Origin of the sequence: Persicobacter diffluens (assembly GCF_036244895.1) — a bacterium.
GTDB classification, from domain to species: Bacteria; Bacteroidota; Bacteroidia; order Cytophagales; family Cyclobacteriaceae; genus Persicobacter; species Persicobacter diffluens.
The window spans coordinates 1,361,051-1,384,575 of record NZ_BQKE01000002.1; the positions used below are offsets into that span (position 1 = coordinate 1,361,051).

Consider the following 23,525-nt stretch of genomic DNA (forward strand, 5'->3'; position numbering starts at 1 on the left):
CCCATATTAAGTCATTTTTTCTATATTTTTTTATACGATTATGCTCAAGAGAGTCCTCCTGCTCGCCATGGTTTTTTGCTATGGTTGTGCCAATGAAAATAGTCCCCTTTACCAAAATCCTGATCGCACTTCCGAGGAGCGAACAAAAGATCTTCTGAGTCGGATGACGGTGGAGGAAAAAGTAATGCAGCTGGACATGTATTCCTGCAATGGTATTATTGATAATGGAAAGCTGGAAAAGGAAATGGCCATGGCGACCCTGAATGGCATGAGCCCGGGTTCTATCCATGATTTCTATCCAAATTCGGCGAAAGAATCCAATGAACTTCAGCGTTTTTTTGTGGAAAATACCCGCCTGGGTATTCCGACAATTTTCATTGAAGAAGGCCTTCACGGCTATCAGGGCGAAAAGTCAACGGCTTTTCCGGTTTCCCTGGGATTGGCCAGTATGTGGGATGATGCCATGGTAGAAGAAGTGGGAAAGGTTGTGGGTACAGAAGCCCGTTCTGTAGGGGTGCATCTGTTGTTGGCCCCTACCTTAGGCATTGGCCGTGAGCCTCGCTGGGGTCGGGTGGAAGAGACCTATGGAGAGGATCCTTATCTGGCGGCTCAGAACGGGGTGGCTTATGTGAAAGGATTCCAGAAAGGCGATATCAAGAGAGATGATGCTGTGATTGCGGAGCCAAAGCACTTCGGGGTACATTCTGTGCCGGAATCCGGTTATAATACCGCCTCCATCAACGTTTCGGAGCGAGAAGCAAGAGAGAATTTCTTATATGTTTTCGAAAGAGCCGTGAAAGAAGGGGGGGCTTTAGGGATCATGGCCGCTTATCATGAGTGGGATGGCGTTCCTGCCGCCGGCGATGAGCGTTTACTCACCGGTATCCTTCGCGATGAATGGGGATTCAAGGGAATGGTGATTTCTGATTTGGGGGCCATTGCCAAGCAGGAAAATGCCCATCGTACTGCCGCAAATCCTAAAGAAGCCATCATTACTTCTTTGAAAGCCGGAATGAATATGCAGTTCTATGATTACAGTCATGAGGTGTTCATGGAAAGTATACTGGAGGCATTAGAAGAAGGTAGTTTTACTATGGACGAACTGGATCGTGCGGTATTTGATGTACTGTATTTGAAATTTGAATTGGGGCTTTTCGAAAACCCTTATATGGATGAAAGTCTGATGGCGAAGCGTTATCATACGGAAGAAAGTCAGCAGCTGGCCCTGGAAACGGCGCGCAAGTCCATCATTATGTTGAAAAACGATAACAGCATTTTGCCACTGGATCCATCGAAAAAGAAAATTGCTTTGATTGGTGAAATGGCCGAGGAAGCCAATCTTGGTGGGTATTCTCCTAAAAAAGTTGAAGGTGTATCCTTGCTGGAAGCCCTGGAAGAGTCGGATTTTGAGGTGAATTATTTACCTATTTCCACTCCTGCCAATGCGAAGGAAGAATTGCGAAAAGCGATTTTGCGTACCCCTGATGGGCAGGAAGGGGTATTGGCAGAGTATTTTAACAATGAAAAGCTGGAAGGCAAACCTTCTTTCAGTCAGGTAGAGAAAAAGCTGTCCAACTACTGGCACAACTTATCACCGGCAGGGGGTATTCAGCCGGATAATTTCTCCGTGCGCTGGTCCGGCTATATTGAGCCGGAAATTTCCGGACTTTATGATTTCTCCCTGGTAGCAGATGATTACGCCCGCTTTATTTTAGAGGAAGAAACATTGATTGATCAATGGGGGCCGGAGCAAAAAAATCAGTGGGGAAGTCATTCCGTGCAATTACAGCGTGGCAAACGTTATGCCTTCCGTCTGGAATTTGCTGAATTGGATCATTACGCCGGAGTGAAATTTAAATGTCAGATTACGCCAACGGTGAAAAAATCGGAAACCATGTATGCGGCTGCGGTAAAAGCAGTGAAGCAGGCTGATGTAGCCATTTTGATGTTGGGCGAAAGTGAGGATGAAGTAGGGGAAGGTAAAGACCGGCTGGATCTGCAGCTGAACGCCAACTCCAAACGACTGATCCGTGAAGTGCAGGCTTTGGGAACGCCTCTGGTTTTGGTATTGCAAAACGGCCGCCCATTGGCGATTACGGACGAATTACCCCATTTGGATGCCGTTTTGGAGACCTGGTATGTGGGGGAAAAACAGGGACAGGCCATTAAAGAAATCCTGACCGGAGAAGTGAACCCTTCGGGTAAATTGCCCATCACCGTGGCGCGCCATGTGGGACAATTGCCGGTTTACTACAATAAAAAAATCTCTTCGGCCGGAGGATATGTGGATGGCAGTAATCAACCCTTGTTTCCATTTGGCCATGGCCTGAGCTACAGTACTTATGAATATACTGACCTTCAGTTTGGAAAAACTAAATTGAATAAGGGCGAAAAGCAGATGGTTACTTTTAATGTAAAAAATACCTCCAAAACAGACGGAGAAGAAATTGTCCAGTTATATGTACGGGATGAGGTGAGTTCTGTAGCCACTCCGGGGAAAAAGCTGCGTAAATTCCAACGCGTGCATTTACCGGCCGGCAGCAGTAAGACGGTCACCTTTGAGCTGACGGATGAAGACCTGTGTCTGATGAATCGTCAGATGCAGCGCGTAGTGGAACCGGGTACCTTTAAAATTATGATCGGAGCTTCTTCAGAAGATATCCGCCTGGAGAAAACATTTGAGGTGCGCTAAGATTCCCTTTTTTGGATAAGGATATCAGGGTAGTATGGCATTCTTTCAATGTTTCCGGCAGCCGTATAGCGGTTCGGAAAAGGAATAATACTTAAGACGACTTGCGTCAGCTTCTCCCAAGGCGGACGCAGTCTTCTTGTAAACTTTGAGATGAAGAAAATGAGATTATTAAATACAGGGTTTTATTTGTTAATCCTTGTGGTCTTCGGAGCTTTTAAACCGGCCTCTGATTCCGTGCTGGATTATGTCGATCCGATGATAGGAACCGATGGGATCGGCCATACTTTCCCGGGGGCTACCACCCCTTTTGGTATGGTGCAATTGAGTCCCTCCAATGATTTTAAATCCTGGAACTGGTGCAGTGGTTATCACTATTCTGATGAGGTACTGAAAGGTTTTGCCCATACTCATATTTCAGGCGCAGGGCTGGCCGCTCTGGGAGATATTCTGATGATGCCCATGACCGGGGAAGCCACCACCAATCCGGGCACGGAAGAAAATCCGGAAAGTGGCTATCGTTCCCGTTTTACCCATGATAAGGAGTCTGCTGCAGCAGGTTATTATCAGGTGGAATTGCTGGATTATGACATTAATGTGGAGTTAACCACCAGTCCGCGTGTGGGCTTTCACCGCTATACTTTCCAAAATGCGGGGACGGCTCATGTGGTTATTGACCCGACTCACCACATCATGGAAACCATTTTTGATACTGAAATTGAACAGCTTTCCTCTACAACCATTCGTGGTTTGAAAGAATCGGAAGGAGAAGGCGGACGCCGAAAAGTGTATTTCTATGCGGAATTTTCCAGGCCACTTTCAGCCTTGAAATTAAGCCGCGACGGACAATGGATTTCCGATACTAAAGCTAATGGGGAAGATATCAGAGCGGTTGCTTCTTTTAATGATCTGGAAGCAGGAGCGCAGCTTTCGGTGAAGGTGGCGATCTCCAATGTGAGTTATGAAGGAGCAGAGGCTAACTTTATGGCGGAAGCTCAGGACCTACAATTCGATCAGGCATTGGCCGCAACGCAGGCATTATGGAAGAAGCAATTGGGTAGCATTGAGGTTGATGTTGTGGAAGAGGAGGACAAAACGGTATTCTTCACTGCCTTGTATCACGCTTTTATTTCTCCAAATATCATTAGTGATGTAACCGGAGAATATATAGTAGAGGGTAAAAAATATAAGACCGATATCCCGCAATACAGTAATTATTCTACCTGGGATACTTACCGTGCTTTGCATCCCTTGTTTACGATTATTGAGCAGGAACGCTCTGCTGAAATGGTGAATTCTCTGTCTTCTCGTACCAGTGTTTCAAATGTGGTGCTTCCAAAGTGGGAGTGTCTGGGTTTTGATAACGTCTGTATGATTGGTTACAATTCCGTTTCGCCCATGGCGGATGCCATTTTGAAAAACATCCCGGGCATTAATATTGAGGAGGCTTATGAAGCAATGAAAATGGCCGCAATGGATGAAGGCAAGCACAGCCCGAACTATGATGTAAACGGGATGCCGGACTATAAGAAGATTAACTTTGTCCCGGGAGAAATCGGGTGTTCAGTATCCAAAACGGTGGAGAATAACTATTTTGACTGGTGTCTGGCACAGGTAGCGAAGCAATTGGGCAAAGCGGAAGATGCCCGGCTTTTCGGGGAACGGGCTTTGGGTTACCGCCATCTGTATGATGAAAATACGGGCTATTTGTTACCTAAAAAGAGTGATGGAATTTCCCAGCCTCAGAATCTGACCATCTGGGATGATATCATTAAAAACTACGTTTCTGGTAATATTTGGGGATATTCCACTTACGCCCCACATGATGTATCCGCTTTGATGGCCATGCATGGTGGTCCGGATAAATTTGAGCAGTTTCTGGATATGATCTTTCAGGATACCACGGAAATTGTGGGCGAGCAACATGTAGACATTTCCGGCTTTATCGGAAAGTACGGACATGGTGATGAGCCTTCTCACCACATGCCTTATTTGTACACCTATGCCGGAAAGCCATGGAAAACCCAGGAAATGGTGCATCAGGTGATGGAGGAGTTTTATACCGCTCAACCGGATGGTTTGATTAACAATGAGGATCTGGGGCAAATGTCAGCCTGGTACATTTTTTCCGCCATGGGATTCTATCCGGTATGTCCCGGAGATTTACAGTATGTATTCGGCAGTCCGAAGTTGAAATCCGCGGAGCTTAAGTTGGAGAATGGCAAAACCTTCCGAATGAAGGCGAATAATATTGCTAAAAATAATATTTATATCAAATCCCTGAGTTTGAATGGGAAGCCTTATACGAAGACTTTTATTCGTCATGAAGATATCATGAATGGAGGAGAGTTGGTGTATGAAATGACGGATAAGCCAACCCTATTCGGAACACAAGAGGCAGACCTTCCAATGAAGTGGGTAAATGCAGAAGATTTGGTGGAGCAGGAAATGAAAGTAACCTATATGCCTTTCAGCCAGCAGGAAAAACAATTCTTTGCGAAAAGCCTTTTGGTAGACTTAAATGTAAACAGCGATAAAGCAGAGATCCGTTATACCCTGGATGGTACGGAGCCTACGGAAAATGCCGCCTTGTACAAGAAGCCGATTAAGCTGACGTGCAGTGCCACTTTAAAAGCACGTGCTTTTGAAACCGGAAAATTAGCATCAAAAGTATTTGAAAGAGATTACATTCAGTCCAAATCAGCAGGCCTGGCAGCCGGCTATCCGAAAATCACGCTGCTGGGAGCGAAAGTGGACAGTTATGGTGATGAGCAGGGGCTGAATCTGATTAACGGAAAGCGTGGAACGCCCGTGTTTGCCGATGGGCTTTGGACAGGTTTTACGAAAGATGATTTTGTGGCCCTCATTGATTTGGGAGAAGAACTTTCCTTAACGGAAGTGAGTTTAGGAACCCTGACCAATACCGGTGTTTGGATTTTTCCACCTAAATCCGTGAAAATCTATATCGGAAATGGAGAAAATATGGCACTGGTGGCCACCAAAACCCTGAATCCATTACCCGCACATGAAGTAAAAAGATTACAGCATGATTTGAAATTTTCCAAGCAAAAAGCCAGATATGTCAAGGTAGTGGTGGAAAACTATGGACCTCTACCCACATGGCATGGGGGCACCGGAAAGTATCCATTTGTCTTTCTGGATGAGATTTATGTCAATTAATCTGTTAATTCAATACTGGGAAAGAGGGAGTTTCAACTCCCTTTTTCTATTTTTAGAAAAAGAACACATTCCATGTTCAATGCCGCTAAGATTTTTAAGTTTTCGACTTTTATAAACAGTCCTGAGGAGCATTTCCATATTGCCCGTACTGCTATTGGAGCGGAAGGGGATTTGCAATTGCATGCCCATGATTATGCAGAATTCTTTTATGTTTCCTCGGGAAATGGTTGGCATTATATCAATGGGGCAGAACAGCCCATTGAAAAAGGTTCCTTTTGTTTTATTCGTCCGCAAGATCAGCATACCTTTAAAGGAAGCAGGGCCAAAGGGCTGGTGATTACGAATCTTGCCCTGCGTTGGGAAACCGTTCAACAATACCGGCAGCGCTATTTCTCTGATAGCGACTTTTATTGGAAAGCAGAGGATCAACCACCTTTTCATGGAAAACTGGAAGCGGATGTCCTGCAATCGCTGATCAAACGGGTGGATATTTTGCTCGGGCAAACCAAAGGGCTGATGAATCTGGACTTATTCATGCTCCATCTTTTTGACCGGATGAATTATGCGCAGGAGGAAAAGGCCAGTATACCGGCCTGGCTGTCCGCGGCTCTGGAGCAATTTCGATTCCCTGTGAATTTGCAGGCCGGGCAGGAAGGCTTTCTAGCCCTTTGTCAGCGGTCCGGAGACCATGTCAACAGGATGATGAAAACCTGTTATCAGAAAACCCTGACCGAAATGATCAATGTCGAGCGGATGAATTATGTCTCCCGGCAACTCGTCATGACCAATGCCCCCCTGAAGGCCATTTATACCGAAGCGGGTTTTCATAATCACAGCTACTTTTTCCGATTGTTCAAAAAGCAGTTTGGCCTGACGCCTTTGGAGTATAGGGAGAAGCACCATAAGGTGTTTTAACCCGAATTATTCACCGCTAAATTCATTGTGTAAGCGCAATCGGCTTATTTTCAGTTCATTAAAAATTGGTTTCTTTGATTTATAATAGCCCAAATTTGGGCAAGTTTGCTTTTGCCTCATTCATCTGCTGCATGGGCAAAATCACGAAATAATGAGAATACCTTTCTGTTTGTATCCCTTCAGCTAACCACTGTTTCCTCCAACCTCCCCATCACATACCTTTGCTCTAAAAAAGATCAGGAAAACAAAGGCAGTAAAAGAGGCTCATATCAGAAAATAGGAGATGAGAGGGGTGAGTCAGGCAGATTACTGTAGAAAAAATGGAATCCCTTCAGGGTCTTTCAGTGGGTGGTTAGCCGCATGGAGCATAGAGTAAGAGGGCGAAAAGTCAACCGAATCTAGTTTCATAGAGATCAAAACCGAAATGATTTCAGAAGAAGCAGCCCAAGCTTCTATTTCAGAAGGGATAGTATTTAAGCCTCCACTAGTCGTAGTCTTCGCACGCTGCATCAAACAGTCCAGTAGAAATCACCGCGGCGACTACGACTAAGTCCACGGAATTTCCGTTCCCGGATTCCACTTCAATAATCACCCCAACTGATTATTATGGCATGCCCAATCCTTATGGCTTGACCACCAGCCTTTCTCCTTATTCATCGGATGCCTTGGAAAAAAATCGAAATAGGAATCCATGCCATTTTTTTCGCTTTGCGGCAAAAGGAGGATTTAAGCACGAACAATCCGGATTCAGCCGAATTATTCACTGCTACAAACAGGTAAGTAGTATAAGTGACTTCTTTTTAGTTTGATGTAATAGGCTTTACCGATTTTCAATAAGCCCAAATTTGGATTTGGCGCACCTCCTGCCTGTTTCAAAAAAAACGACCGACTGAGACAGCCGGCCGTTGATAGGGAAAACAAATATTTATTATTACTTAGAAGCTTTTCTTCGCCCACCAAAGGTCATTGGAGAAATCATCCCGACCATTGGATAGCATCTGAACGCCTTGTGCCCAGTTAGGTCCGTTCACTCCCTGCTCAATTTCAGGGTATCTTAAACGACCGGGGATACGGCCCTGGGTTAAACCTTGTGGGTGGTTCACCTGATTGTCTGTGACAAAAGACGGTAAATGCGTTCTTCTCCAGTCTGCATAGGCTTCGTAACCATTGAACAATAGGGCGATCCATTTTTGGGTGTGGATTTCGTCCAATTGCTGATCTTCGGCCGTGCTTCCTCCATATTGTCTGCTATAGAAATCATTGGTACCCAAATCCGGTAATTGATCCATATACGCTTGAATGTCCCCTCTTGGAACCAGAGTTCCACCCTGATTAAACAAGTCTAACATTTCCATTGCGGCCTGCACCCCATTTTTATAATGGCTGTTCGCATCTCCACCGATTCCCCATTTCACTGCGGCTTCGGCCTGCAAGAAGGCGACCTCTGCATAAGTCATGAAAAGGGTTGGTGCTTCACGGGTTACCATGAATCGTTGGTTAGGTTGAGGGAATCCCATATGACCAATATCCTTCATATAGATATCGTCAAAACCGGCTTCTTTTGCTAAATCTCTTGCCTGATCAGACTCCAGTCCATTTTTCAATCCCATATAGGAATTTGGCTCAGCAGCGTCAAAATCAAATTCGTGAATAGTGGTATTTCCCTCGTTATCTGTTACCGATTGGTACACACGGGTCAAATAAGTCAGCCGTGGATCGATTGCTCCTGCATTGTAATCTTTCAATACATTCATATAGTGATCGGAAAAACGGAAGTGGTGTCCGGAAACGCCACCGTTTTCAAGGAATACCTGTGATACCCCATTGTTGGTAATTCCGTATGGATCACCCCCATTTTCATGGGTGATAAAAGCGGTATCGTCATTGCCTTGCATTACCCCACGCTCAATAGCACGGGTGATGTATTCTTTGGCAGTGTTCTCCTCCTGATTGGAAATACGCATGGCCAAACGCAGGATCATGGAATTGGCAAATTTTTCCCATTTGTTGATATTGCTCTGGAAGATGATATCTGCATTTCCGAAATTATCTCTGCCGGGATCTGATTCCTTTAAGGTGATCGCCGCTCGTTCCAGAATTTCTAATAAACCTTCATTTTCATCTGTGCCCAAATAGATGTCTCGCTCAGACTCATATCGTGGAGAGGTGATCCCTTCGGTTACCGCTCGACCCGCCTCATTGAAGGGTACCGGGCCATAAAGATCTGTCAGGCGATGGTAAATGAACACTTTCCAGACGTCTGCCATTGCCAGGCGGTCTTCCTGACGATCCGCATTGCCGTCCTCGGCTTGCTCAGCCTGCAATTTTTTCAAATCGAAGATCAGCTGTTCAATGTTACGAACCGGGTGCCCGAAGTTACGTTCCCAGAAGGAGTTGTTATAGCCAGAATTCAGCGTGTAGTAGTTTCCGGACCAGGAGGTGGAGGTTCCGGCCAACTGCTGCGTGAACAGGGAGGCATAGATCAGGTTAGATCTCCAGTTTTCATAGGAGTCGCCGGCAGTTTTGGCAATACTCCAGCCGAATTGCTGTCCGGGTTCAATGGTGCCCGGACGGTTAGGATCCTGATTTAATTCGTCAAAGTGATTGGTACAAGCGGACAGTGAAAGGCCCGCAGCAACCAATATGGTTTTTATTTTATTATTGAATTTCATTGTTTCCGAATTTAACTGGTGAACAGATTACAGACGTAGGTTGAGGTTGAAACCATAGGTTCTGATGGCCGGAGATCCGCCCATTTCATAACCTAAGCCATCATTTCCTGCAGACAATAATTGCGTTGGATCGATGTTTGGCGCTGCTCTCCAAATGAAGAAGGGGTTCCCCATTACGAAGGATACTTTCAGTGACTGGATGGCATTAATGTTCTCCATATTGAAGTTATATCCTACTGAAAGCTCTCGCATTCTGATGTAAGAAGCATCGTAAACGAACTCTGACTGAATGTTCGATCCGATTTGGCCGTACCAATCCTGTGGGTCAATTAAGTTAGCCTTGTCACCTTCTGGTGCGCTGTAGTATTGATCCCGTCCCGGCAAAGTATTAATATGTGTTCCGGAGGAGTACATCATCGCATTAGTGGAAGAGTAGATAGATCCGCCATGCTTCATGTCAATTAAGAAGCCTAAGTTCCAGTTTTTATAGCGGAAATTATTACTTAAACCGGCGGTGAAGTTAGGCACCACATGGCCCAATACACTTTGTTCGGCAGCTTGCATAGGAAGGCCCTCCTCATTAAGCATGATATTACCGTTTTCATCCTTTGCATAATCATAGCCTACGATAGCCCCATATTGCTCCCCCGGTCTGGCTTGTACCTGCACACTTCCGAAGTCCCCAATGACCAGTTGATCTACCCCGTCTATCAATTCTTCAACCGTATTCACGTTTTTGTTGAAGTTGAAATTCACGTCCCAGGAGAAGTTTTCGGTCTGCACGGGCGTACCGTAAATCATCAATTCAATACCCTGGTTTCTTACCGATCCGGCGTTTACCATTTGGTATTTATAACCGGTGGTTTCAGAAATCTGAACCGGTAAAAGCTGGTCAGTAGTCAGTTGATTATAGTAAGCAATATCGAACCCCACACGGTTGTTCAGGAAGTTCATGTCGAAGCCAAATTCGTAAGAATAGGTGGTTTCTGAACGAAGGTCAGCATTGGGCATCACATCATGCTCTATTCCCCCAAGTGGCGGACGGAATCCTCCCGAAGGAAATCCTGCGCCCCAATAATTGTAAAGCAAAGCCAATTGGTAAGGATCCGTATCGTTACCTACCATCGCCCAGGAAGCACGGGCCTTACCGAATGAGATCCAGGATGGTAATTCAAATGCTTCGGAAAAAACAAAACTGGAGCTTACCGATGGATAAAAGTACGAGTTATTCGCTGATGGCAGGGTCGAGGACCAGTCATTACGTCCGGTGACGGTCAAAAAGGCCATGTTTTTATAGCCAATATCGGCAGAACCAAAAACAGATTGGGTCTCTCGATTCATCACCTCACGTCGGTTTTCCACCGTTTGTGCATTGGTCCAGTGATAAAAATCATCAGAATTAAATGCACGCGCTACATAGCCGACTTTGTCCATGTGGTTGGTTCTCAGGTTACCTCCAAAAGTACCGGAGATATTCCAATCAGCACCAAAGTCCTTATTATAAACAAACAAAAGATCGTGGTTCATTTCGATTACCGTCTGAGAATTTTCTTCCAACTCTCCCGGAGAGTTCCATGGTGTACCCAAAGGCGCCAGATCGCGGTTTTTCAGGACATAACCGTCACCACCTGAACGGTAAGTCACCGTTAACCAGTCTGTGATGTCATAACTTGCTGAAATGTACCCTACCAAACGGTGGCGCTCATCGTTGTTTTCCATATTTTCGGCCAACCAATAAAGGTTTGGGGTGTAAGAATCATTGCTAATAGGAAGGTGAGCGTTGGCTTTCATCAAATCAACCGGCATGGAAGCAGGGATGATGCCCAGTGATTTACGTGCGTTGGCAGGATCCTGAGAACCCTTCATACGGTTGGTTCCGCGCTGAGTAGAGTAGTTTAATTTCGCATCTACCCGGAAACGGTCTGTCAGGCTTGCAGTAGAACGCAGGTTCAAAGAGTTTCTTTTGATCTCTTCATTTGGAACGACGCCTTTGATGCGCTCATCAGAGAAAGAGAAACGCGTCTGCACTTTATCATTACCACCGGTCAGGGCGATGGAGTTGTTCAGGGAATAGCCTGTCTCAAAGTAATCCATAGGATCATAGGCGGAAGTCATATTGTGCGTCTTTCCATCAAAATAAACCGCTTCCTGACCATTCATTTTGGGTCCCCAGGACTGGCGACCGGTATCAATCGCTTCCTGCTGATTACGAGGGGCATTTCCTCTGGTACCCTGTCCGTAGGTAGTTTGGCGGTCGCCGTATACCCCATACGCCTGAGAAAAGGAGTTGTTGGCATTGAATTCCACTCCGATACCATTTCGCGATTCTCCGCTTTTGGTAGTAATCAAAATTACCCCGTTCTGTCCACGGGAACCATATAGGGCCGTTGCTGCAGGTCCTTTCAGGACGTTCATGGACTCGATATCATCCTGGTTCAAACCGGAAATACCATCACCTAAATCTACGCCACCCCAACGGTCAGCGGAAGAAACATTGGTGTTGTCCAATGGCACTCCATCGACTACATAAAGGGGTTGGTTGTTACCTGAGATAGAAGTGTTACCACGTATAGTAACGCGGGAAGCTTGTCCGGGGGAATTACCACCCACTTCCACACCGGCTACGCGGCCGGAAAGTGCCGAGGCTGCCGAACCTGTGCGGCTTACCGCCAAATCGGAACCTTCCACCTCAGCAACCGCATAGGCCAGGGCTTTCTTTTCTTTTTTCAAACCGAAAGCGGTCACCACAACATCATCCAACTCCACTAAATCATAAGATAATGCAGCATTTATGACCGCCTCGCCATTGACAGCAATCGTTTGTGGGTTGTAGCCGATAAAGGAAAATTGCAATTCTGCATCTTCCGCTACCGTTAAGGTATAATGACCTTCAAAGTCAGAAACCGTTCCGGTTCCCTCATCTCCTACCACAATAATGTTTGCTCCGGGAATTCCGCTTCCATCGGTGGCATCCGTGACGGTACCCTTTACCTGGTGCTGTGCCATGGCTGCAAAGCTCGTACACCAGCATGCGACAATTAGTAAGAATCTCTTCATCTACTTTGGGAAAATAATTTCTGAATCAGGTTAAACTTCCGTTTAATATTCAATTCAGAATAGGTGAACAAAAATGTGTATAATCCAAATGGAGTCAGAAGAGGTTATTTCGTTCGACTTTGCATTGCTTTAGGTTCAAACAAATAGCGAACAGTTCAAATTTACGAATATTGAAAAATTAAGCACTATAGGGTGATTATTTTTACGATTTATTTAAATGTAACCCTGGTTAATCGTAAAATGTAATTCATTTACTTCAATTGATTAATCGTTAGGACTTGATTGATTTTGAAATTTTTAAAAAAACGAATCAAAATGCGTGCCTAAAATTTAATATTCACATTTTATTTCAGGGGAGTCAGGGGGAGTTTCATTTTACTTAATCCCATCTTAATGTCTTGAATAGGACGGTTTAATTTTTTGGGAGGAATATAAGGTGATTTTATAGGTTAGCGACTCAGGAAGGTTCAGAATAATTGTGCAGGATGTGCATAAGGTTGATTCACAAGGGCGCAAGGTGGCCAAACCAAGATGGAGCAGAATGCGAATTCGTTTATTTCAACTATGGCCACTATTGTTCTTCTATCTTTATATTAGGAAGGGGGCAAAATCAAAGCGGAGATTTAGTCTGTTCTGCCTAATGGTGGTTGTATCTATGGGTGCCCGCTCGGGTAATTTCTTCTAATGGTAAATGCTTTAATTTTGATTGATCGGCAAGGCGGGAAAAATGAGCGGATTTTTCCTATTTCATTTTTTTTCAAGGAAGCAGCGGAGTGAGGAGAAATCAAGCAACCCCAATTGGCGCTTTTAAATAATTAGTAAGCACAACCTTATTGATTTAAGAATAAACCACTTAAGGGGAGTGGCTAAATGTAGCGGTGAATAATTCGGCTTAAGGGCTTTAGGGTTTTTCCAGCTGTTTTTCCCATCTCAGGGAAAAGAATCGTTTTATGAAAAAAGTAGGTCTGTTGATTTTGATGATCATATTGGTTCATAGAGGTTTTGGACAAGACATCAAGCCGGAGGTGTCCACTCCTATGTTTATTCGTTGGAGTTGGTCGCATAATCATGTTTTGTCCTCTCCCTGGAATTTTCCGGCGCAGCCCGGAATGGGGGTTAATGCAGCTTTAGGGTTGAGAATTAATGGCCTGGGCGTGAAGTGGCCTTTGGAGGCCGCATTGGAGTACAGTAATTTCGGTTTCCACAATACTGCCGAACCCGCTCAGGTGTTCCCGGAAATTCAGCATCATATTGATTTGCTTGGACTTTCTTTGGTGGCTAAACCAACTATATTTTCTAAAGGCATGGGTAGGATGTACGGAATAGTTGGATTCAATCCTTCCGTTATATTGGGGCGGGAGTTACGTGTTGAAGGATTGGAAAATCCTTATGGGAGTCCAAAAATGGTGTGTCCGGTACGTTTTGGTGGAGGTTATGAGAAAGATAGGTGGGCAGTCGATTTGTATTACGATGTGTCGGACCGCCGTATTGGCGGGATATACTATGGTGCTTTAAGAGTAGGTTTTTCACTTTACTTCTAAACGCCTGTTCAAAACCCCAATACCCGTCGGATAAATCACTATTGGGGAGTAGTTCTCGAAAATCATTCGACAAGAGGGCTGCTGTTTTTCCAAAAAATTCCGGGGTCGTTTCTGTAATGATTCAATTTTGGGTGCGGCTTAGCGCATGTTTAAAAGCGCAGCACCCGGCTGCAAATTCGAAATAATTGGAAGCGATTTTGGATAAATTCTCAACGCTCTCAAAATATTTGGGTATCGCTGCTGCTATACTTCAAATTTTCGCTGCGAATTTTGGCTTTTAAACACGCTCTCAGGGTGTTCTGCTATATCTGGCGGTGAATAATGCCGGTTAATTTGAAAGGAATAAAAATGACGCGATCAGATGACAGCAGCCGGTCCGTGGGAGTGGCCTTGCTTTTTTTTATTTTTATTTGGAAATGTTTAGGTACAGCGAGCGCAACCGCACAGGAAGTGGTCGCCAATGATGTGAAGCTGTATCCGGAAAAACTGGACAAGAATTTCCATTTTATTCCTGTTCCTTACGGGAATTATGAAGAGGTCACCGGCATTTCTGTAGGCCTTGCTCCTCTGGTGATGTTTCATCCGGTGGCCGAAGATACCCTTTCGCCTGCCTCAGTGTTGGGCCTATTTGGAATGTATGCCCAAAATAAAAGCAGGATGGGGATGGGATTTACCCAACTATTTTTCAATGAAGACCGGTGGCGACTAACAGCAGCCTTTGGTCAGGCTCAGATCAATTATCAATTTGTGATGCGTCATCCGGATTGGGAAATTATTCCTTATGAAAGTGGGCTGAATTTTGGTTTTCTTCAGGTGGAGCGGCGTCTTTTTTCCAGACTGTACGGAGGGCTGACCTATTATCAAACCCAGTATAATACGCGCATAAAATCGCAGGAAGCCGATGCTTTTTCGTTGACCCAGGTCGGGATTGGAATGAATTTATCGCTGGATAAAAGGCCGGACTTTTATTATCCCCGTAATGGCTCTTTGGCACAGTTGAACTTTTATATTCATCCGGAATGGATGGGTAATGCGAAACCTGTCCGAATCCTGGAAATGGAATTTCAGCAATATTTTTCCCTCCGGAATGAGCAGGATGTGCTGGTACTTCGGTTTTATGCAGGGCTTAAAGGCGGGTATATTTCCTTTAATGATCAGTTTATTCTCGGAGATGGTAATATCCGTGGTTATTCCACCGGAGCGCATCGGGCTCACCATTTGCTCACGTTTCAGGCAGAGTACCGGTATAATTTCCATGCTAAATGGGGCGCTGTGGGTTTTGTGGAGGGGGCGACGCTTTTCCAGGCTGTAGACTCACGGGATAACGGGCAAATTTTTCCGTCGGTGGGCGCAGGGATTCGCTATGAGGTATGGCAAAAGCCCCGCTTTACTATTGGGATGGATGTAGCCATGGGGCGTCAGGACGGAGGGCTCTACCTGCGGATCGGGACTGCTTTCTGATCTTGCACTTTTCAGAGGGGGGTAATTCGACGGAATCCAAAATGAATTTTGATTACAGCTGATAGGAGGCCTTTTCGTCGGCTTATTCATATTAAAATCCTCATTTAGCGGTATGGCGGGAAAAATGAAGGAATTTTTTCCTGTTTTGTTTTTTTCCAAAAAAGCAAATGAGTAAGCAAGCATAGCCCAATTCGGGCTATTTGATCATCAGAAAAAAGAACAGTCGTATCCCACTAAAAAAGGTGTTCATTAGGGTGTCTTTCTAAAGTTGGCGGTGATTAATTCGGCTTAAGCGCTAGATCCGGTTCATGGGAAAGGGAGGAGCCGGTTTTTTTGTCCTGTCTTTAGGGGATAAGGGCGAAAATTTCCCATAAGGAGTGAAGGTAAAATTGAAAACGCAGGACAAATGATGAAAAACTTCCCACCACTTCCGCATTGGGCATGGCTTCTTTTTATATTGGCAATTTTGGCGATTTTACTCCTGAATGTGTCTATGGCCACCGCAGCAAATTTCCCACAAAGGGATTCTTCCAGAGTGGAACATCCATTTCCTCAGCAAATGGTGGAAAAGGAGCTGGAGGAAGCCTTTCAAAACCAACAAGAATGGCCCCATCAGTTGAAGAAGGAGCGTCGTTTGACTAATTTTGATCATTGGAATTATTCCCAAAAACGACATGCCTTTCTTTCCTATTATGGAGCAGGCTTCCAGCAGGGCTTTAATGCCCACCGGGGAACGCATAGTTTGAATCATAGTTTAGGCGTTTTTTATAAAGGTACCTGGCTGGAGAGGGCAAATTATAAAATGAAAGTACATGGAAGGGTGGAGCAAAATTCCCTTTTATCAGGGGCCTCTACGGCTCAGTTTTCAAAATATTTGGGCATGTTTTCCGCGGTGAATGGCTTTTCGGCCAGTGGTCATGAACTAAGTTTGGAGTATTTATATGTTCAGATTCTTTTTTTTAACGATAAGCTCGATATTTCCATCGGTAAAATTGACCCCTTATTTTCCACTTTGTTTTCAAGTTATTCGGGCTGGGACCGCATGACATTTTTCAGTAAAACGCTGGCCTCTGACCCGGTTCCCCCTATAGAAGCAGGCTTTGGCGTGCTGATGGAATATCATCTGACGGACTACCTGAGTATAGGGGCGATACGCAATAATTTGGAGGAGCGAAACCCGATTATGGATCCTGCTTCCTTTTTCTTTGGTAAGGGGGCAGTTAATACGCAGGGATTTTTACGATTCTCTTTGCCGAGTGCAAAAAACCGCTACTCTTACCATGTTTTGACCTATTATCAGGCTGAAGGCTTAAGGCAAGCAGAGTATCCGAATCGTAGGGAGAAAGCTACCGGATGGGCATACGTAGGAAATCAGGAGGTTGCAAAAAATCTGATCGTTGCAGCAAAAGCCTCCCGGGGATGGGGGAGCGTAGATAAATATCGTGCGGCCTATGCATTGGGATTGGTGAAAAAAGCTCCTTTTGGAAAGGTGGGAGACCAGTTTGGTGCCGGGCTGATGGTGAATGAAGGCGCAAATGCCTATGCTGGAAAATTGGAGTATGGCTTGGACGCCTACTATAAGGTTTACCTGCGACCCTGGATGACGATGAGTGCCAATTTCCAGGCTTATTATGGATTTAATCATCAAATGAATTATGTGCCGGGCATCCGTATCATGTTGACGTATTAAGCCGAAAGATGCATGCTTTTGTGCCCTGCAAGGCCATACGCGGAGGAATAAAGGGATTTTTCTGGTTCGGTTTTTTTTCAGGGGAAGCAGATGAAGGAGAGAAAGCAAGCTTGCACAAATTTGGGCTATAATAATTCAAAGAAAATATGCTTTAAAGAATTGAAAATAAGTTGATTAAGATCGGTTGGTGAATGTTGCGGTGAATAATTCGGGTTTATTCTCAGCCGTTCTGCTCCATCCCTTTGTATTCGAAAAATGAGTGGTCTTTTGGACAGAAAGCCCAGCCTTATTCCTATGAAATGCTTTTTCCGCAATAGAATTTTTTTGTTGTGGAGGTCAATAGTTGGCTTCAAATCCATATGGCTATTGCCCATTCTCCCCTTTCTGTTAAAATTCAGTCCATTAAGAAAACGGGGGCTTTCGTGGCAAAACACCATTCCAATTTATTAATCTGAAGACCGTGGGAGGGATGCAAGGCAAAAACAGGGTGATTTTTTGAAAAGGGGAACAGGGTTTTTCGAGACTAATCTCCCCTTTGAGGGAAAGCAAATGAAATTGTGATCATGAAAAAATTATTCTTATCTGTATTGATGTTGGTGTTTGCCTTTCAGGTATTTGCACAAGATCAGGAAGCCGCGATTGATGCTTCCAAGCCCACCAACTTTTATACCTTATTGGACAACCAATTGGAATATAATGCGGGAAGTCAGCAAGTGGGATATCGTGCCTCTATCATGTATTCGCCAAGAGAAAAACACCTCCTGATGGGGGAGCTTCCGATCCTGCACAATTTGAATTCAAAATTCACGGGATTGGGTGATATTCGGATGCGCTACTTCTATTTACCGCATAAGGATTACTCGAAAGTATTAGGCGCTTTTGGGCCATCGATTGATGTTTATGCACCGACAGGGGATTTCAATAAAGGATTGGGGAGTGGCCGGTGGATTGTAGCGCCGGGGATTACTGCCGGAATATTGGTGACAGATTGGATCTCGTTTTTTCCGGTATTATCCTATATGTACCAGTCCCAACGAATGGTGGCTACCGATCCGGAAAGTGTGAAAAAATTTGGCGATCCCCGGGAAATGCATGGGATGTCTTTTCAGCTGATCACCCCGATTGTGTTCTCGGAAAGGTTCTTTAGCATGATCACTCCGGTTATACAAATGCCGGATTTTCGAAATGGGCAGACCAATTTAGCCTGTGAGTTTATGGCACAATATGCCCTGACTCCCAAAGCTCAGATTAGCGGATTCTATAAAACTGATCAGCGGATGGGGAATATATTCCGACTGGGGATGACTTTTTATTTATAATTACTTCTATATAACACTCAATTTTCGGGAGGCTGCTTCGGTGGCCTCTTTTTTATGCTTTTCAGGAAGCGCCCTTTTTTTGACAGCGCCATAATAGGGTTTTGGAAGCTTTCTTACCCAGCTCTGAGTGAAGCAAGAAAATGACAAAACAATGAGAACATTTACTATTATCATAGGACTGATTATCGCTTTGGTGTCGGTATCGAAAGCACAGGGATTGGAGACGGGGCATTATGGTTATGCCATCAATGGGATGCGTTCGGCACATGCACCGGCCCCCGGTTTCTCGCTCACCAACATTAGTCATATTTACAACGCCAGTCAGATGCGTATGGAGAATGGAGAGGTACATGAAATGGGGAAGTCGGTGATGGCCTTTGCCAATATCACTTTGTTAACCTATGTGCATGACAAACCGGTTTTGGGCGGAAAATATTTCGCCGCTGCCGGAGTACCCATTGCAAATTTAGCCCTGAACCCTTCCAATTTTTCCTTAAATGGACAACAAGCGGGCATTGGAGATATGATTGTTTTTCCGGCAGCCCTTTCCTGGACTTTTGATCGGATGGCACTGACGGCCCGGATTGGTTTTTTTGCCCCAACGGGAAGGTATAAGGCCGGAGCTTCGAATAATTTGGGGAAAGGGTATTTCAGCCATTTCTATACTTTCAATACTCCGTAAAGAATTAGGCCGCAATACAGCCAAATCTCTCTATCTGGAGCATTTGCTCTGAATTATCGTAAGGTTCGGGGGCAATCCCGAACCCTTTAAATATTCTTTGGATATAGTTTCGATTAAAATATAGCATCTTAATACTTGATAATGAGAAGGGTTCTTTTTCTTCGGTTTTATTATCAAAATAGTGAAGCGCTTTTGCCACGGACACCGCCGTTAGGGACATATTGATGTGATTATGTATCTTATTTTTACTCCTTGCTTGGCAGTGAGTCAGACCGGTGAATTGTTTGGCATCTCGAAATAGAAACTCAATTTGAAATCGAAGTCGATAACGCTCAATTATTGCGGAACCGCTTTGATTAATGTCTGTACTGAATAAAATTTCTCGTCTGGTTTTCCCATTGTCAAGCTCAGTAACGACGACCACACACTTGATCCATCGTTTAAGACTTTTACTATGAACCTCTGCTTCGAAAGCCTCCGAGTTTTCATTTTTGAAACATAGTGTAAAGTGTCTTTGGTCAAGATTATTAAATTTCACTTTTTCTCCATAGACCTTGGGTCGCCCTCTTTTTCCGGTAGGTGGTTCGGTATTTCTGTAACGAAGAAATGCGTTTTTAGCCAATTTACTAATGACAATAAACCCTTTTTCTACTATTGGATCGACGAATGTAAAGCGCGAAAAGTAAGCATCAACAACCACACTATCTGATACTTGCTTGTACAATTCAACATTTGACAAAATCAAATTGGCATAAAAGGTCAGCAAATTAAATGACTCGTCCTCACTCTTAAAGGTTTGATGGGCCTCTAAATGCATTGCGGTTTTACTTTCGAGGCCAACACTTGCTATTCCAGTAATTTCTAGACCTCTTTTTGTTGAATTATCGCAGCCTGACCAAAAGTACCCTAAACCTGGGGTGAGTTGACCACTTTTGGAAACATAACTTGGATCAAAGGCAATGATGCGCAATTCATCTTTAAGTGTCTTAATGAGCTCAATATTGAAAAAAAGGTAATTGAAATATTTTTCATACCATGATCTAATCGTGGCCTCATTGTACCGCAGATACCGACTCATGTTGGTGAAATTATTACGACCACGGAAAGACAGTAGTCCTTTCAAATTTTCTATCATGAAATCCCTCTCCCATTTGTTAATGTCTAACATTTTATGGAATATTTGCGCTAGGAGTGTTTCGATGCTCTTGATGGTGACTTAGTATGTTGGTGTTTGGCGATACAAATATACAGGTCACCATTTTTTTTACAATAGCTCAAAACTCTACGGAGTATTGATACTTTGGGCGGAACTTTTTATTTCGGAACTGATAACCGCTTCCACTTTACGGGAATGAATACTTATCAGCTGAGCAGCAGGCAGGCCGGGACGGGAATTACTGCCGGAAATACCAATACTTTTGAATGGGGCTTAGGGGTGACCTTTGAAAAACGCTTTAACGTAGGCCTGGTGGGCTTCCATCAGTACCAGACCACCGCACAGAAGGGCGGCCCGGAGGTGCTAAGAAAGATGTTTCACCAGCAACATGGTATTGGTTGGGGGATGAGTTATGCCACTACCGAAAAGTTTTCTTTCGCTATTCGCTCCTATTGGGAGATGATGGCGGCATACCGTCCACAAGGAAATGCCTTCCGCTTGATTGTCAATTATAATTTTTGACAGCCTGCTTTAATGGCTGAAATGGCTGATCAGGTTCGGGAAATTAGAGGATCGGGGGGAATCAAGAGGTTTTTAAAAATTAAAATTCGCAGCGAAAATTTGATTCTTGCAGAAACGATACCCGATTATTTTGAGCGAATAGCATCGCTGTTGTGGAGGAATTATCCAAAATCGCTTTCAATAATTCGAATTTGCAGCCGGATGCTGTGCTTTTTTAGACAGTACCTAAATCGAGGGGTGAATAATTCGGCTTAAAAATCTTTTGGGTGAACCCACAGCTGCGATGGGGGATGTGCTGTGGTGTTAATTGGGGGTACCGCTTATTCGAGCAGGTGCCCCCTCCTTTATTGCCCGTAAACCTGATAAGTCTGCCACCATTTTTTGGCATCTTCCCGGCTCCAGGGGTTTAATTGCTGCAGGTTTTCCAGCCTTTCGATAAGGATGTCGATATCTGAAATACGTTTTTCAGGGTCAAACCGAATACATTCCATTAAGAGGTTTTGCAAATCTTCCGGGATATCATCTCTCTCAATGAGTTGATTTTTCTGAGAAGGAGGCAGGGTGTCTTCCCCCATAAAAACCTTTTGAGAAATGAGCTCCACCAGGAATTTGCCGGAAAGCATATACAAACCCAGGGTGCCCATCGCATAAATATCTACACGGGCATTATTATTAAAAGGATCCCTTAAGCGTTCAGGAGCCATGAACAATGGAGTGCCTCCAATTTGTCCCGCTTTGGTTTGTAGCGCCGTGTCCAGATCAAGGTCTTTCACCAATCCAAAATCCAGTAATTTCACCTGATCGAAGGCCCCTCCCTGTTGGCTCAGCATAATGTTCATCGGTTTGATGTCCCGATGAATGAAATGTTTTCGGTGTGCTTCCTGCAAAGAATAGCATACCTGAAGCAGAACGTGCAGGCATCGGCCCACCGGGAAAGATTGGTGAAACTCCAGTACTTTATTCAGCGGCAGTCCGTCGATGAATTCCATCACGTAATAGAAACTTCCCTCGGCAGAGGTGCCAAAATCATAAACGTTTATGGTATTGGGATGCTGTAGGGAGGCGGTAATGGTGACCTCTTTCTCAAACCTTTTTATGGCATCCTCATTGGCGACATTTTTTTTCAGCATTTTGATGGCCACCGGAATTCTAAGCATCGCGTGTTCCGCCCGATACACTTCGCCAAAGCCTCCCTCCCCGATTTTTTCGAGGAGTCGGTATTGCCCTAATTGATCCAACTGTTCAATTTTTTTGGAAAAACGAGCCAGGTCAATCCTGGAATTATATAGCAGGTAAAGGAGAATAGCGATAATCAGATAAAAAATTCCCAATATAAGGTCTATCCGTCCCATGATCGCCATGACTTCTGCTTCATCTTCTTCGGCAATCATGCCAAAGTCATATTCCGGCAACCAGCGCCAGGCACCAATCACCGGGACCCCGCGGTAATCCCGATAGGCATAGGGCACATTGCCTGAAAAAGTACTGTCTTTTTTCAGTAATTGGGTCTGAATGTCCATAGCGAGGGCGGTCAGAGGCCATTTGAAGGCAGGCTCCTCCGGGCTATAGCCTTCCATCACATTTCCACCGGGATCGGTAACGAAAATATTATAAATGGACTGTTTACTGCTGTCGAAATCCAATAAAATGGTTTTCTGCATCTCCTTGGTAAAGCGACTTTCTGAAATCATCCGGCCTTTTCTGTCCAGGGCATAAATCTCGGAGCTTTTCCCATGATGGGCCATTCTGAAAATATTGGAAAAGGATTGTTCGGGAAAGCTGACGCTATAGAGGTAGGCGATCACCCCTCCCTCCGGGGATTTTATGGGACAGGCAAAAATGCAGTTGGAAGTATTGCCAAAGGATTCCGGTAAATCATAAACGGCCTCCTCATCCGAAATAGGGGGGACAAAGACCGTTTCTCCGGATCGAAGTTGGTTAAAATAGGGGTAGAATCCCTCCCCAATAGCCTTTCCATTGAGGGGAGAGGTGGTGGAATCGGAGGCATCTACCGTAGACAACAAGATTTCCGGCCGGTCCGGGAATAATAATCCCAACAATCTGAAATCTGCTGCCCTTTCCAACCTTCTAAGTTTTTGGGTCAGTAACAGCATTTGCGATGGATCCTCTGTTGCCTTGATCAGGTCCTGGCTTAATTGCAGGGTAAAAGAATCCATGGCCAAACTTTCCATGCGCTCTTTTTCTTTTTCAATCCAATCAAACAATACCTGGGAAGTGGTCTCCAGCAGGGCGCTTTTTTCTTCTAATTCTGCCTGAATAATTTTCTTTTTGATCGCCGAACGAACCACCTCCCCAAAAATCATGAGTAAGGCCAAGGTGGTGAATACGATGGCGAGCCTTGTCCCCTTTTTATTGAGGAAAACCCGCTCTACTTTATTTTTAAGGAAAACACTCTCTAATTTTTGAGGGTGAAGCTTCGACTTTTGGGTATTGGGCGAAGGCGGTTTGTCCTCCATATTCACTTCCGTGAATTCCTGGTAAAGAGAGAGGACTGCTTTTTTTAAGGCTTCATCTCCCTGGCATGCCTCTTCTATGATGGTTAAAGCCCTTTCCTTGGGCGCGTCCATCACTTTGGCTAAAATAGCAGAGGCACGATCATGCATATTTGAACTCATGCAGG

At 44.6% G+C, this 23,525-nt stretch carries 13 protein-coding genes; 9 read left to right on the plus strand and 4 right to left on the minus strand.

What is annotated here, in order from left to right; all coding sequences use genetic code 11:
* Positions 1-40: 40 nt before the first annotated feature.
* The 3 genes from AAA970_RS19095 to AAA970_RS19105 all read left to right on the plus strand — a co-directional run bounded on the left by AAA970_RS19095 (position 41) and on the right by AAA970_RS19105 (position 6,784).
* Entirely contained in the window at positions 41-2,692 is a 2,652-nt protein-coding gene (locus AAA970_RS19095; RefSeq protein ID WP_338238493.1) for a glycoside hydrolase family 3 N-terminal domain-containing protein, read from the plus strand.
* Positions 2,693-2,851: 159 nt separating this feature from the next.
* Positions 2,852-5,869, plus strand: a complete 3,018-nt coding sequence (locus tag AAA970_RS19100; protein ID WP_338238494.1) for a GH92 family glycosyl hydrolase — start codon at positions 2,852-2,854, stop codon at positions 5,867-5,869.
* A gap of 72 nt (positions 5,870-5,941) precedes the next feature.
* Positions 5,942-6,784, plus strand: a complete 843-nt coding sequence (locus AAA970_RS19105) for a helix-turn-helix domain-containing protein (RefSeq protein ID WP_338238495.1) — start codon at positions 5,942-5,944, stop codon at positions 6,782-6,784.
* Between the two features lie 935 nt (positions 6,785-7,719).
* Here AAA970_RS19105 and AAA970_RS19110 read toward each other — a convergent pair.
* The gene (locus tag AAA970_RS19110) at positions 7,720-9,456 is read right to left on the minus strand and encodes a SusD/RagB family nutrient-binding outer membrane lipoprotein (protein WP_338238496.1); all 1,737 of its coding nucleotides are present in this window, start codon (positions 9,454-9,456) and stop codon (positions 7,720-7,722) included.
* 27 nt (positions 9,457-9,483) lie between these two features.
* Positions 9,484-12,513, minus strand: a complete 3,030-nt coding sequence (locus AAA970_RS19115) for a SusC/RagA family TonB-linked outer membrane protein (RefSeq protein ID WP_338238497.1) — start codon at positions 12,511-12,513, stop codon at positions 9,484-9,486.
* Between the two features lie 950 nt (positions 12,514-13,463).
* On the opposite strand from AAA970_RS19115, the gene AAA970_RS19120 reads away from it, so the two are divergent.
* From AAA970_RS19120 to AAA970_RS19140, 5 genes are all read left to right on the plus strand, one after another.
* Entirely contained in the window at positions 13,464-14,054 is a 591-nt protein-coding gene (locus AAA970_RS19120; RefSeq protein ID WP_338238498.1) for a hypothetical protein, read from the plus strand.
* A gap of 348 nt (positions 14,055-14,402) precedes the next feature.
* Entirely contained in the window at positions 14,403-15,515 is a 1,113-nt protein-coding gene (locus tag AAA970_RS19125; RefSeq protein WP_338238499.1) for a BamA/TamA family outer membrane protein, read from the plus strand.
* Positions 15,516-15,921: 406 nt separating this feature from the next.
* Positions 15,922-17,205 (plus strand): hypothetical protein, encoded by a 1,284-nt coding sequence (locus tag AAA970_RS19130; protein WP_338238500.1) that lies wholly within the window; start codon positions 15,922-15,924, stop codon positions 17,203-17,205.
* A gap of 563 nt (positions 17,206-17,768) precedes the next feature.
* Positions 17,769-18,524 (plus strand): hypothetical protein, encoded by a 756-nt coding sequence (locus AAA970_RS19135; RefSeq protein ID WP_338238501.1) that lies wholly within the window; start codon positions 17,769-17,771, stop codon positions 18,522-18,524.
* A gap of 151 nt (positions 18,525-18,675) precedes the next feature.
* A complete protein-coding gene (locus AAA970_RS19140) occupies positions 18,676-19,206 on the plus strand; it encodes a SphA family protein (RefSeq protein ID WP_338238502.1) in 531 nt (176 codons plus the stop codon).
* A 4-nt stretch (positions 19,207-19,210) separates the two neighbouring features.
* Here the strand turns inward: AAA970_RS19140 and AAA970_RS19145 are convergent, their stop codons facing one another.
* Entirely contained in the window at positions 19,211-20,374 is a 1,164-nt protein-coding gene (locus tag AAA970_RS19145) for a transposase (RefSeq protein ID WP_338237823.1), read from the minus strand.
* 132 nt (positions 20,375-20,506) lie between these two features.
* On the opposite strand from AAA970_RS19145, the gene AAA970_RS19150 reads away from it, so the two are divergent.
* Positions 20,507-20,884 carry a transporter gene (locus AAA970_RS19150; protein ID WP_338238503.1) on the plus strand — a complete coding sequence of 126 codons (378 nt, stop codon included), beginning with the start codon at positions 20,507-20,509 and terminating at the stop codon, positions 20,882-20,884.
* Positions 20,885-21,228: 344 nt separating this feature from the next.
* Here AAA970_RS19150 and AAA970_RS19155 read toward each other — a convergent pair whose 3' ends face one another.
* Positions 21,229-23,520 (minus strand): protein kinase domain-containing protein, encoded by a 2,292-nt coding sequence (locus tag AAA970_RS19155; protein WP_338238504.1) that lies wholly within the window; start codon positions 23,518-23,520, stop codon positions 21,229-21,231.
* Between the last annotated feature and the right edge of the window lie 5 nt (positions 23,521-23,525).